The organism is Blastomonas sp. UPD001 (assembly GCF_003426715.1).
In the GTDB taxonomy this organism is placed as follows: domain Bacteria; phylum Pseudomonadota; class Alphaproteobacteria; order Sphingomonadales; family Sphingomonadaceae; genus Blastomonas.
On record NZ_QKVT01000001.1, the window covers coordinates 882,582 to 895,182 of the forward strand.

The following is a 12,601-nucleotide window of genomic DNA, read 5'->3' on the forward strand; positions in this document are numbered from 1 at the left end:
CGGGCGCGGCATGCCCTGCTGGCGCGTCCGCCAGCCTGCGCGCGAGCGTGCCCGGATCGGGCAACGTCGCCGCATAGAGCGCGCGTAACAGCGCCATCTCGCACGCCTCGCGCGGGACCGGCGCGCTCTCGATCTCGTCATGCCCCTTGAGCAGCAGCTGCCAAAGCCGGTGCAGGCTGGCATGGCCGAGCCTGCCCGCCCAGTCGGCGAGCGCGGCGCGGTCCTCCTCGCCATGCACGGTGCGCACCCGGCCCGCCGATTTCTGCAGCGTGATCGCATGCACCATCGCCAGCAGCCCGCGCATCACGGCGACCGGATCGACGCCCAGGCTGTGCTGCGCATCGAGATCGGCGAGCATCGCATCGGCATCGCCCGCGATCAGATGCGCGAACAGCCGCCGCATCGCGCCGCGATCGGACAGGCCCAGCATGCTGCGCACCTGTTCGGCGCGAACCTGCGGCGCGCCTTCGCTGGCATCGCCCCCCAGATCGGCATGCGCGATCGCCTGATCGAGGATCGACAGGCCGTCGCGCACCGATCCTTCCGCGGCATCGGCGATCATCGCGAGCGCATCGGGCTCGGCGGTGATCGCTTCCTTGACGCAGATCTCAGCAAAATGGCTGGCGAGCAGTTCGGACGGAATGCGCTTCAGGTCGAAGCGCTGGCAGCGCGACAGCACCGTGATCGGCACCTTGTTCACCTCGGTCGTGGCGAACAGGAACTTCACGTGCGGCGGCGGTTCCTCCAGCGTCTTGAGCAAGCCGTTCCATGCCTGTTTGGAGAGCATGTGCGCTTCGTCGATGATGTACATCTTGTAGCGCGCGGAGACAGCGGCATAGCGCACAGCCTCGGTTATCTCGCGAACGTCGTCGATGCCGGTATGGCTGGCGGCGTCCATCTCAATCACGTCGATATGGCGCCCCTCGGCAATCGCGACGCAGGGTTCACACACGCCGCACGGCGAAATCGTGGGGCCGCCCTGCCCATCGGGGCCGATGCAGTTCAGCGCCTTGGCGATCAGCCGCGCGGTCGAGGTCTTGCCCACCCCGCGCACCCCGGTCATGAGGAACGCATGCGCCAGCCGCTCGCGCCGGATCGCGTTGCCCAGCGTCTGCACCATGGCGTCCTGGCCGATCAGCTCGGCAAAGGTCTGCGGGCGGTATTTGCGCGCAAGCACGCGATAGGCCTGGCCCGAAGCGCCAGCGGGCGCGGCAATGGTGGGCAGATCGAGCCCGAGCCCGGGCATTTCGCCTGCGTCATTGTCGATATCTTGGGGCCGGGAATCGTCCATAGATGCTGATTAGCCGCTGCCGCCGGTGGATCAAACCGAAACCGCCCGCCTGTTCAAAACAGAGGGCCTGTGAAGGATGCGGCGCTGGAAGATGGTAGGAGCCGGACGACCCGCGGCGAAAATCGTTGTGGCTGCTTCCTTCCGGACCTGACCAGATTGGCGACGGCTACGTCCGCCCGACTCCCGAGCGCCATATGGCGAGTTGATGACGGAAAAGCAAGCCGGGCCGAAATTGCTATCAAACGCCCTGCATGTCATAGCTTTCGGCCGGAACGCGGCAGGTCAGGCTGCCCCATTCCTCGCGCAGGAAGATCTGGCATGACAGGCGCGAGGTGCGCGTCACCGCCACGGCGAGGTCGAGCATGTCCTCTTCCATCTCGACCGGATCGGGCAGCTTGGCGAAATCCGCGGGATCGATGATCAGATGGCAAGTAGAGCAGGCCATCTGCCCCTCGCACGTGCCTTCGAGCGGCTGGCCATGCGCCTGCGCGACATCGAGCAGCCGGTCGCCCTCCTTGGCCTGAACCGTCTGACGGCTCTTGCCGTCCGCGCTGATGAACGTCACCTCGATCATCGATCACCCCGTCTGCCGATTGGCCGCATCGACGATCAAATGCGCGGCGCGTTCGATTTCGTCAATGGTGGTATAGCGCCCGAAGCCGAGCCGGATCGACGAACGCACTTCCGGGCTCGACAGGCCCAGCGCGGTCAGCACATGGCTCGGGCGTCCCGAGCCGCTGGCGCAGGCCGAACCTGCAGAGAAGGCAACGCCGCGCACCTCGGACATCAGCCGCGCAACGTCGAGCCCGTCGCGGCGCAGGTTGAGGTTACCGGGATAGCGTGTGATCAGCGATCCGTTGACCTGCCAGTCGGCGAAGATCTCGAGCGCTCGATTGCGCAGCAGCGCGACGTGCGCCGCATCCGCGTCCGCCCGCTCCGCTGCGAGCCGTGCCGCCGCGCCGAACCCGGCGCACAAAGCGGGAGAGAGCGTGCCCGAGCGCAGCCCCTGTTCCTGCCCGCCGCCATGGATCAGCGGCTCGAGCGCCACACCCTCGCGCACCCACAGCGCTCCGATGCCCTTGGGTCCGTGGATCTTGTGCGCACTGATCGCGATCATGTCGGCCGCTTGCGGCAGCGCGACGCGGCCGAAGCCCTGCACCGCATCGCACAGGAACAGCGCGCCCGCTTCGCGCGCGATCTCGGCCAACACATCGACCGGCTGGATCACGCCAATCTCGTTGTTCACCAGCATCGCGGCAACCAGCGCCGTGTCGGGGGTGACGGCATCGCGCGCTGCGCCCATGTCGACCAGCCCGTCGCGGTCCACCGGCAGCAGCACGATGTCATGGCCCTGCCCTTCGAGCCACAGACAGGTGTCGCGCACGGCAGCATGTTCGGTCGCGATCGTGACGATCCGCCGGCGCGGCGCGAGCGCGGGCAACGCCCCCCGAATCGCGAGGTTGAGCGCCTCGGTCGCGCCGCTGGTGAAGATGACGCGTCCGTCCCGAGGCATCAGTGCATCGATCTGCCCGCGCGCGACCTCGACCGCGGCCGAGGCCTTGCGCCCGAGCAGGTGCGCGCTGTGCGGATTGGCCCATCCGCCCGCGCTCTCCGGCCCGCCGAGCCAGGGCTGCATGGCGGCAAACGCCTCGGGCGCAAGCGGCGTGGTCGCCTGATAATCGAGATAGATCGGGCCAGTCGCCATCAGCGCTTCGCCCGCGCTGCCATATCTCGCCACAATTCGATGAAGCGATAGACGTGCGCGCGTGTCGTTGACGGGCCGAAGCTCACCCGCACCACCTCGCCCGCCGCCTTCTCGTCCCAGCCCATCGCGGTCAGCACCGCGCTGGTCTTGAGCGTGCCCGAGGAGCACGCGCTGCCCGCCGAGACCGAGACGCCCGCCAGATCGAACTGGATCAGCTGCGCATTGGCCGCCATGCCGGGCATGCGATAGCTGCCGATGCTCGGCAGGCGCGGCGCATTCTGCGCGACGACCTCGCCGCCCGCGCCGCGAATGGCGCTGTCGAGCTGGTGGCGCAAGTCCGCCGCGCGGTCGGTCCAGTAGCGCGCATGGGTGAGCGCGGCGGCGAAGCCCATCGCGGCGGGCACATTCTCGGTGCCGCCGCGATAGCCCTTTTCCTGCCCGCCCGGGGGTTCGAGCAGCCCGAGATCGCGCACCAGCAGCGCGCCGATCCCCGGCGGCCCGCCCAGCTTGTGCGCCGAGACCACGATCATGTCGGCATCGGGCAGGGGCAACTTGCCCGCGCTCTGCGAGGCGTCGCAAAGGCTGAGCGCGCCGCCGTCGCGCGCCATGGCGGTGATCGCGGCATTGTCCTGGATCACCCCGGTCTCGCTGTTGACCGACTGCACCACCACCATCGGGCGTCCGCCGCAGGTTTCGAGCGCGCGCGCGAGGCTCGCCATCACCAGCCGCCCGTCGAGATCGACCGCGAGCCGCATCAGCGACCGTCCCGCGGGGATGCGCGTCGTCAGCCGTTGCACCGCGTCATGCTCGGTCGGGTTCACGATCCAGCCATCGGCCTTGCCCGCGAGCATGGCGAGCGAAATCGCCTCGCTCGCGCCGCTGGTGAGGATCACCTCGCCGTCCCAGTTCAGCGCGCCCGCAATCTGCCGCCGCGCCTCTTCGAGCGCCGCCCGCGCCGCGCGCCCATCGCTGTGCGGCGAGGACGGGTTGGCCCAGCGCTCGATCCCCGCGATCATCGCCGCGCGCGCCTCGGCGAGCACCGGCGTCGTCGCCGCATGGTCGAGATAGATGCGCGGCTGGTTCATCGGGGCAGCAGGCCGGGGAGGACGGGACAACGGTTCATCGCGTTCCTCTAACCGCAGTCAGGCCCGAATCCACGCATTTTGTTGCTTTTGCCCGAGCGGATTGCGTATAGCGCCCCTTCCCGGCAGCCGCTGCGACCCTATCTGAGGCTTCTGCCGCCATACTATTCACATGCCGACATCATTGTCGTTTCAGCCGAAAGAGCGCAAAACATGCCCGCCGTCATCTTTCCCGGTCCCGAAGGCCGTCTTGAAGGACGCTTCAGCCCTGCCCCCCGTCCGCGCGCGCCGGTCGCGATGATCCTCCATCCGCACCCCCAGGGCGGCGGCACGATGAACGACCGGATCACCCAGGCGCTGTACAAGACCTTCGTGCGCCGTGGCTTTGCGACGCTGCGCTTCAACTTCCGCGGCGTCGGCCGCAGCCAGGGCACGTTCGACAACGGTATCGGCGAGCTGTCCGATGCCGCCGCAGCGCTCGACTGGGTGCAGAGCTTCCACCCCGAAGCGCAGACCACCTGGGTCGCGGGCTTCAGCTTCGGCGCGCTGATCGCGATGCAGCTGCTGATGCGCCGCCCGGAGATCCGCGGCTTCATCTCGGTCGCGCCGCCTGCCAACATGTACGATTTCAGCTTCCTCGCGCCCTGCCCCGCCTCGGGCATCATCGTCCAGGGCGCCGCCGATACCGTGGTCACGCCCGGCGCGGTGCAGAAGCTGGTCGACAAGCTGCGCACGCAGAAGCACATCACCATCCACCATGACGAGATCAGCCGCGCCAACCATTTCTTCGAGCACGAACTCGACGATCTGATGCACTCGGTCGACAATTATCTCGACATGCGCCTCGCACCGGATTCGCCGATCCGGTGACGGCGCTCGCCGGACGCTTGGGTGCCTTTGTCGAACGGTACTGGCACGCAGGGCCGTGGGGTCGCAGGATGGTGCCACGTGATTTCATGGGGGCGATCCATGTCTGCCAAAACTGTTCCTTTCTCGCTGCTGCTGGCTGCAACCGCCTCTCTGGGCAGCGGACTGGCCCCTGCTCAGGCCCAGCAGGCGTCTTCGGGGGAAGAGATCGAGGTGATCGGCCGTCGCCAGACCGAAGAGCAGGCGCGCAAGGAAGCCAATGACTTCGTTCGGCGGACGGTGTCCACCGGCAGCGACGATCCGCTGGCGCGCTGGGTAACGCCGATCTGCCCGGCGGTGCTGGGCATCCAGCCCGAATATGCCGCCATCGTAGAGCGAAAGATCCGCGCGCTCGCCAAGGTGGCGGAGATCGACACCGCGCCTGCGCCGTGCAAGACCAATGTTGTGGTCAGCTTCACCACCAATGCCCCGGCCGTGGTCCAGCGGATCGCCAGGAAATCGCCACGCCGTCTGGCCGAAGTGCAGATTCCCGACCGGCCCGCGCTGCTCAATGGAAATGCGCCGGTGCGCTGGTGGTACACTACGCAGGAAACCAGCGTCGATGGGATAAGCGCGGTCGCCTCGGACGGTCTCGCCGCCAATGGCGGCACGGCCGAGGGTGGCGGCTCGTCGATCGGTAACGGACTTCCCACGGTCCAGGCCTATAGCTCTAGCATCGTGCGCACCCAGATCGTGCGCGCGCTGCGCAGCGCGACGATCGTCATTGACGTAAACCGCGCGCAGGGCGTGCCGCTCGACGCCGTCGCCGCCTATGCCGCGATGGTCGCGTTCGCCGAAATGAAGCCGGTGCAGACGCCGCCGCCAAATTCGATTCTCGGCCTGTTCGCGCCCGATGCACAGGTCGCCAGCGCCACCGACTGGGACATAAGCTTCCTCAAGGCACTCTATAGCATCCCTGCTGCGCGCGCGGGCTGGAAGCAGAAGCGCATGCTGGTCGGCAAGATCCTGAAGGACTCCGAAGCCGCGGGCCAGATCGACCATAATGAGGATTTGACCGAGGGGCTAAGCGAACCGGGGAAATAGCACCTGCGCAATGCATCCGCTTGTTGCTCAAGGTACACCGGTCGGCGGCGGCCCGACGCCCACACCTCCCGAATTGTTACCGCCATTCTGAATGTAATAGTTTGTTTGTAAAAAGACAGATCTCATTGCATGATGTAACGGCTGCGTATCGAGGAGGCTTCCATGTTTCCGAAACTGAAACTACGCCGTTCGATTATTTTCGGATGCTCATCCCTGCTTGCCCTGCCCGGCCTGAGCAGCGCGCAAGACGCGCCCACCGCGAAGCCCGAGATCGAAGTCCTGGGAGAACGTCAGACCGAAGCCGAGGCGCGCCGGGACGCGCATGATTATGTCCGCAAGACCGGCATCATCCGAAGCGACGATCCGATTGCCCGCTGGAGCGCGCCGATCTGCCCGAAGGTCATCGGCCTGCACGAAGACTATCGGCGCATCGTCGAGGACAGGTTACGCGGGCTCGCGCAGCGGGTTGGCGTCCGGGCCGCCGATGCCCCGTGCCGGACAAACATCATCATCAGCTTCGTCACCGACGCCAGGGCCACGGCGAGGCGCGTCGCCTCGCGCAATCCGGTGACCTTCAACGAAGTACCGCAACATGCCCGCGACGCGCTGATCAACGGCGATGCGCCGGTGCGGTGGTGGTATTCGACCGCGCTAGGCAGCAGCGACGGCGTCAGCGTTGCTCCGCAGATTTCGGGGCCCGAAGCGCTCGGGGCGGGCTCCGAACAGTCGGACTGGCTGCTTGGCGTCCCAGGCGTTCGCGGTTTCCGGCCATCGGTGGTGCAGACCCAGATCGTACGGTCGCTGCAGAGCGCGACAGTGATCGTCGATATCAACCGCGCCCAAGGCCTGCCGCTCGACAGCGTCGCCGATTATGCCGCGATGGTCGCGCTCGCCGAGTTGCAGCCTTGGGATCCGCCGACCGACTCGCTGCTCGCGCTGTTCGCCAGCGGCGGATCGCAGGCGAAGCTCACCGATTTCGACCTCAGCTTTCTGAAGGGGCTGTACGACATCCCCGCCGCGCGGGCCGGCTGGCAGCAGCGACGCATGCTGGTGGCAAGGATCATCCGGGATGCCGGGGAAGCGGGGCGTATCATCGCTTCGCCATGAGCACGATAATCATCTGAAGTGCCGCGCGCCCGAAGGTGCAGCGTTCCGTTCACGGGTATGAAGAACAAGGAGCTGGGTGATGAAGCGAATAAAAGAGATCCTGCCCGCTGCCATCTGGATACTGGCCATGGGCCAGGCGCCTGCCATCGCTCAAGCTGCCGCTTCTGCGCCCGAGCCACGGCGGCAGACGGAAATCCATGTCATAGGCCCCTCTTCCAGCCCGGCAGAATTGCGCAAGCAGGCGAACGATTTTGTCAGGCGAACCGGTGTCGCCAACGGCTCTGATCCAGTCGCACGCTGGATCGAGCCGGTCTGCCCCAAGGTCGTTGGCATCAAACCCGAACACGCCCAGATCGTCGAGACGCGGATGCGCGAGATTGCTCAGCTATCGGGGATCAAGCTGGGCAAGCCGGACTGCCAAGGCAACATCGCGGTCACCTTTACAACCGATGCTCGCGGTCTGATGCGGCAAATACACAAGAAAGCGCCCAGCCGTCTTGCGGAACTCGCCCCCGCTCGGCGCGAGCGCCTTTTGACCGATAATGTCCCGATCCGCTGGTGGTACAACAACCGAACGCAAGGCGCCGATGGCATGCGCGTTGCAAACTCGGACTCGCTGCTGGTCAGCGCGGATTCGACCGACGGCCGGACATTCAGTGCCGGGACTGGCGGCGAATCCGCCATCGGCAACGGAACACAGACCGTGCAGGCCTATCGCTCTTCGATCATCGGAACGCTGGCAATTCGCGCGCTGTTCAAGGCCACCATCGTCATCGACGTGAACCTGGCGCAGGGCCGCTCGCTCGATGCCGTGGCCGCCTATGCCGCGATGGTCGCCTTTGCCGAAACGACGCCAACCGACCAGCCGGTGCCCAACTCGATCCTGGGCCTGTTCGATGCGGGCAATGTCTATTCCGACCCGACCGATTGGGACATCGCGCTGCTGCGCACGCTCTACAGCATGCCGCACGACCGGGCAGGCTGGAAGCAGCGCCGCATGCTGGTCGGCGCGATCGTCAACCCGTCCGAGCGCCTGAACGAAGAAGAATGACCAGCCAATCGGGCCATTAGCCGACCTGAACCGTCTGCTCGATCGCGCCGAAAATCGTGTGTTCCTTGTCGTCGTGCACGTCGATACGCACGGTATCGCCGTGCTTCAGGAACGGCGTCTTCATCTCGCCGGTGGTGATCTTCTCGACCATCCGGACCTCGGCGATGCAGCTGTAACCCAGGCCACCCTCGCTCACCGGGCGACCGGGGCCGCCATCGCTGTCACGGTTGGAGACGGTGCCCGACCCGATGATCGAGCCCGCGCGCACGCGCCGCGTCTTGGCGAGGTGCGCGATCAGCACGCCGAAATCGAAGGTGCAGTCATCCGACGCCACCGCGCGACCAAAGGGCTTGCCATTGAGATCGACCAGCAGCTTGCGGTGCAGCTTGCCGTCCTTCCAGTAATCGCCGAGTGCATCGGGCGTCACGAACACCGGCGAAAAGGCGCTGGCCGGCTTGGACTGGACGAAGCCGAAGCCCTTGGCGAGCTCGTCGGGGATCAGGTTGCGCAGCGACACATCGTTCACCAACCCGACCAGGCGGATATAGCTGCGCGCTTCGTCGGGCGTCACGCCCTGCGGCACGTCGCCGGTCACCACCACGATTTCGGCCTCGAGATCGCAGCCCCAGGCCTCGTCCTTCAGGAGGATGGGATCGCGCGCGCCCATCAGGTCGTCCGATCCGCCCTGATACATCAGCGGATCGGTCCAAAAGCTCTCGGGCAGCTCCGCCCCGCGCGCCTTGCGCACCAGCTCGACATGATTCACATAGGCCGATCCGTCGGCCCATTGATAGGCGCGCGGCAGCGGCGCGGCGGCGTCATGCTCGTGAAAACGCTCGCGCGGGATCGCGGAATGCTCCAGGTCGCGCGCGAGAACCTCGAGATACGGGGCCATGCGGTCCCAGTCATCGAGCGCCGCTTGGAGCGTGGGCACCAGATGGCTGGCATCGGCATACCAGGCAAGATCGTTCGAGACGACGACGAGATGGCCATCGCGGCCGCTTCTGAGAGATGCAAGCTTCATGGGATGCGGCTGCCTTTTGCTGTTGCCGGGACGAGAAAATGCTGCGCGCAGCATAGTATCAATTGAAACTTGAACGCAAGCGCCGGGCGCCCCCGATCAATCATCGGTCAGCGCATCCGCGCGCGCCAGCAGCTTGCCGAGCAGCGCGGCGAGTTGCCCGCGCTCGTCGTCGTTCAGCGCGGTCATGATTTGCATGTCCATCTGCATCGCCAGCGGCATGATCTCGGCATAGAGTGTCTGCCCCGCCGCGGTCAGCGCCAGATGGTGCGAGCGCCCGTCGGCCATGTTCGGCGCGCGCTGGATCAGCGCCCGCTCGCCCAGCGTCTTGGTCGCGCGATTGACGGCGACCTTGTCCATCCGCGTCGCCGCCACCAGCTCGCGCTGCGTCGCCTCGCCGACATCGCCCAGCACCGCCATGACGCGCCATTCGGGGATCTTGAGGCCGAAGCGCGTGCGATATTCGCGCGCGATGAGGTCGCTCACCGCATTCGACGTGATCGAGAGGCGATAGGGCAGGAAATCGGCAAGGCGGGTGATGCTGCGGGTCATGTTGCGAATACCAGGCTATTCAATGTCCAGTTTCACGCCAAGCCAAATCGTGCGCGGCGTGGCTCGCTCGATGATGCCGGGGCCGCTGATGCCCGCCTGCACGGTCGTGTCGAACAGATTTTCGCCGCGCAGTTCGACGAGCAGGTTACGGTTGATCCGCATGGCGGCACGCGCATCGAGCGTTACCGCATCGTCGAGCGCGAGCTGGCCCAGATCGTCCTCGAATTGCGAGCCGACGTAACGCGCCGTGAGGTTGACGCCGCTATCGCCGCCTTGCGGAAACCAGCCGATCGATCCGGTGGCAAAGTGGCGCGGGACCTGCGCGGGCCTGCGTCCATCGATCGCCGCCTGACCTGGCGCAGCCTCGACCTCGGCGTCGACAAAGCTGTAGGCGGCGGCAAGCCGGACGTCGCCGATTTCGCCGCTCGCTTCGAGCTCGACGCCCATTGCCTCTACCGAGCCGAGATTCTGGCGTTGGCTGAACGCACCCGCCGCCGAAACGAAGCCCACCCCGGGAAAGGTTCCGGGCCCGCGCGCCAGTGTCACATTGGCGATGGCATTGTCGAGCCGGTTCCAGAAAACCGTCGCGCCCAGCCGGATGGTGTAGATTTCGTAATCGAGCCCCAGCTCGGCACCGCGCAGCCGTTCGGGGGCGAGCGCGGCATTGGCGGCGGTCGCGTCGGGTCCGACCCGGAAGGGACGGTAGAGCTCCCCGGTCGAAGGTGTGTTGTACTGGTCCAGGCTTTGCGTGACGGTGCGGCGGTCCGCGCTGATCGCACCGAAGCTGCTCTCGAAGCGGCGCATCTGGACATAGGCGAGCGCCGACCAGGGCAGTTTGCCCCGTCCCACCAGCCTCAGGCTCGCATCGGCGCCGTCGTTGCGGTTGTCGCTGAAGGCGAAGCCGCGCTCGCGCTCGTCGGTGAAGATGCGTCCGCTGGCCTGCAGCTCGGTGCTGGCACTGAGCGGCGCGACGAAGCGCAGGTTGACGCCGAGCTGTTCATAGGGCGCGGGACGATCGACGGGTCCGCGCTGTCGCGCGATCACCGGGGTGAACCCGTCGCCCCGAGCATATTGGGCAGAGATCGTCAGTCCGCCCTGCCCGAGTGCCTGCGTGGTGCCAATGCTCGCCTCGATCGATTCGCGGCTGCCATAGGCAAGGTCGGAATAGATATTGGACTGGTCGGGCGCGATCCCTGAGCTGTCGAGCTCGATCGTGCCCGCGAGCGCGCCGGGGCCATCGCCGCCGGTACCGCCGCCGCGCCGCACGCGCACGCTCGCCAGATTGATCGCGTCATAGCCGGGAAAGCTGATCCAGCCGCCGAACGGATCGCTCTGCGGCACCCCGTCGAGCAGCATCAGCACGCGGCTGGAAGCATTGCCGCCCAGCCCGCGCAGCGTGACTCCCTGGCTGGTCGGGTTGGCGCTGCGTGCATCCGATCGGCGGAACTGCTGCAGCCCCGGCACCAGCCGCAGCGCATTCTCGACCCGCTGGCTGGGCTCGTTCGCCAGCATGTCGGGCGAGAGGATGGTGACGCTATACGCGCGGTCGCCGATCGGGGCGTCGAGCGGGCGCCCGACCACCGTGATCGGCGCATCGGGCCAGCTGATCGTGTCGCCTTGCGGCTGCGCGTCCTGCGCATGCGCGGGGGCGAACGCGAGTGCTGCCAGTGCGACGCCGGAGATCAGATGGAGGTGCGAAGTCTTCACGCGGGCTTCACCCTTTCGGGATGCGCGGCGGCAAAGGCCGGTGTCGCCTGCAGCTCGGCATCGATCCGGGTCAGGCGCGGATAGGGCGTCATGTCGAGTTCGAACCGCCGCGCATTCGCGACTTGCGGCACCAGGCAGACGTCGGTGAGGTCGGGTGCAGCACCGCCGAACAGCCCGGTCTCGGGTGCCAGCTGCTCCAGTGCCGCAAACCCCTCGGCGATCCAGTGGCGATACCAGCTGTCGATCGCCGTCTGGTCCTGGCCCATCTCGTTCTTAAGATAATGGAGCATCCGCAGATTGTTCACCGGGTGGATGTCCGCGATGATGATCATCGCCCGCGCCAACACGCCAGCGCGCGCCACCGGATCGGCGGGGATCAGGCGCGGCTCGGGGCGCGTGGCGTCGAGATAGTCGATGATCGCCAGCGACTGGGTCAGGTCATGCCCGTCGATGTGCAGCATCGGCACCAGCCCCTGCGGATTACGCGCGACATAATCGGGTGCCTTTTGCTGGCGGGTCAGCAGGTCGGTCGGCACCGCCTGATAGGCAATCCCCTTGAGGTTCAGCGCGATGCGCACGCGGTAGCTGGCCGACGAGCGCCAGTAATCGAACAGGATGATGTCGGACATGGGCGAGGCTCCTAGGGGGCGGTTGGCCGGGCCGCGCACCATATGGGCAAGGCACGCCGATGCAAGGCTTGTTTCCCGGCGGCGGCGCGCTAAGCCTTGAACGATGACCCCCCTGCCTGATCTCGTGCTGTTCGCCAAATATCCGGTGCCGGGCTATGCCAAGACGCGGCTAGTTCCGGCCCTGGGTGCGGCAGGAGCCGCCGACCTGCATCGTCGCCTGGCGGAGAGGACCGTCGACATCCTGCTGCAGGCGGGCGCGCCCGTCGAGGTCCGCTTCGCGGGGGCGGCAGAGGCCGCGTTTCGCCAGTGGCTGGGCGATGGGGTCCGCTTGATCGCGCAGGTCGAAGGCGGGCTGACCGAGCGGCTGATCGACGCCGCGCGCGACCATCCGCACATCTTCTTCGGCGCTGACACGCCCGATCTGGATGTCGGGGTCGTCGCATCCGCCATGGCAGCGCTGCAGAACCATGATATCGTGATCGGCCCCGCAGAGGACGGCGGCCATT

13 protein-coding genes and 1 other RNA gene are annotated in these 12,601 nt (G+C 66.7%); 5 read left to right on the top strand and 9 right to left on the bottom strand.

From position 1 onward, the window contains the following. The 5 genes from DM995_RS04270 to DM995_RS04290 all read right to left on the bottom strand — a co-directional run. Nucleotides 1-1,246, bottom strand: a 1,246-nt coding sequence (locus tag DM995_RS04270) for a DNA polymerase III subunit gamma/tau (RefSeq protein WP_232824479.1), incomplete at its 3' end; no start/stop codon positions are given. A gap of 136 nt (nucleotides 1,247-1,382) precedes the next feature. Further along, nucleotides 1,383-1,478: signal recognition particle sRNA small type (gene ffs, locus DM995_RS04275), an RNA gene on the bottom strand. 51 nt (nucleotides 1,479-1,529) lie between these two features. After that, nucleotides 1,530-1,865 (bottom strand): 2Fe-2S iron-sulfur cluster-binding protein, encoded by a 336-nt coding sequence (locus DM995_RS04280; protein ID WP_116968609.1) that lies wholly within the window; start codon nucleotides 1,863-1,865, stop codon nucleotides 1,530-1,532. A 3-nt stretch (nucleotides 1,866-1,868) separates the two neighbouring features. Then, nucleotides 1,869-2,996: a cysteine desulfurase family protein gene (locus tag DM995_RS04285; protein ID WP_116970327.1), complete on the bottom strand. Its 1,128-nt coding sequence runs from the start codon at nucleotides 2,994-2,996 to the stop codon at nucleotides 1,869-1,871. Continuing rightward, on the bottom strand, nucleotides 2,996-4,081 hold the full coding sequence (locus tag DM995_RS04290) for a cysteine desulfurase family protein (protein ID WP_116968610.1): 1,086 nt from the start codon (nucleotides 4,079-4,081) through the stop codon (nucleotides 2,996-2,998). Before DM995_RS04290 ends, DM995_RS04285 begins: the two co-directional genes overlap by 1 nt. A gap of 210 nt (nucleotides 4,082-4,291) precedes the next feature. Here DM995_RS04290 and DM995_RS04295 point away from each other — a divergent pair, with 210 nt between their 5' ends. The 4 genes from DM995_RS04295 to DM995_RS04310 all read left to right on the top strand — a co-directional run bounded on the left by DM995_RS04295 (nucleotide 4,292) and on the right by DM995_RS04310 (nucleotide 8,186). Continuing rightward, nucleotides 4,292-4,948 carry an alpha/beta hydrolase gene (locus DM995_RS04295; RefSeq protein ID WP_023837854.1) on the top strand — a complete coding sequence of 219 codons (657 nt, stop codon included), beginning with the start codon at nucleotides 4,292-4,294 and terminating at the stop codon, nucleotides 4,946-4,948. Nucleotides 4,949-5,047: 99 nt separating this feature from the next. Further along, nucleotides 5,048-6,028: a hypothetical protein gene (locus DM995_RS04300; protein ID WP_116968611.1), complete on the top strand. Its 981-nt coding sequence runs from the start codon at nucleotides 5,048-5,050 to the stop codon at nucleotides 6,026-6,028. A gap of 162 nt (nucleotides 6,029-6,190) precedes the next feature. Continuing rightward, nucleotides 6,191-7,135, top strand: a complete 945-nt coding sequence (locus DM995_RS04305; protein ID WP_116968612.1) for a hypothetical protein — start codon at nucleotides 6,191-6,193, stop codon at nucleotides 7,133-7,135. A gap of 79 nt (nucleotides 7,136-7,214) precedes the next feature. Further along, a complete protein-coding gene (locus DM995_RS04310; protein WP_157973068.1) occupies nucleotides 7,215-8,186 on the top strand; it encodes a hypothetical protein in 972 nt (323 codons plus the stop codon). 16 nt (nucleotides 8,187-8,202) lie between these two features. Here DM995_RS04310 and DM995_RS04315 read toward each other — a convergent pair whose 3' ends face one another. The 4 genes from DM995_RS04315 to maiA all read right to left on the bottom strand — a co-directional run bounded on the left by DM995_RS04315 (nucleotide 8,203) and on the right by maiA (nucleotide 12,095). Then, entirely contained in the window at nucleotides 8,203-9,210 is a 1,008-nt protein-coding gene (locus tag DM995_RS04315) for a fumarylacetoacetate hydrolase family protein (protein WP_116970328.1), read from the bottom strand. A gap of 96 nt (nucleotides 9,211-9,306) precedes the next feature. Beyond that, entirely contained in the window at nucleotides 9,307-9,759 is a 453-nt protein-coding gene (locus DM995_RS04320) for a MarR family winged helix-turn-helix transcriptional regulator (protein ID WP_023837849.1), read from the bottom strand. Nucleotides 9,760-9,774: 15 nt separating this feature from the next. Further along, on the bottom strand, nucleotides 9,775-11,466 hold the full coding sequence (locus tag DM995_RS04325) for a TonB-dependent receptor domain-containing protein (protein ID WP_116968614.1): 1,692 nt from the start codon (nucleotides 11,464-11,466) through the stop codon (nucleotides 9,775-9,777). Next, the gene (gene maiA / locus DM995_RS04330; RefSeq protein WP_116968615.1) at nucleotides 11,463-12,095 is read right to left on the bottom strand and encodes a maleylacetoacetate isomerase; all 633 of its coding nucleotides are present in this window, start codon (nucleotides 12,093-12,095) and stop codon (nucleotides 11,463-11,465) included. Before maiA ends, DM995_RS04325 begins: the two co-directional genes overlap by 4 nt. A gap of 103 nt (nucleotides 12,096-12,198) precedes the next feature. On the opposite strand from maiA, the gene DM995_RS21645 reads away from it, so the two are divergent. Beyond that, nucleotides 12,199-12,601, top strand: a 403-nt coding sequence (locus tag DM995_RS21645; protein WP_116968616.1) for a TIGR04282 family arsenosugar biosynthesis glycosyltransferase, incomplete at its 3' end; no start/stop codon positions are given.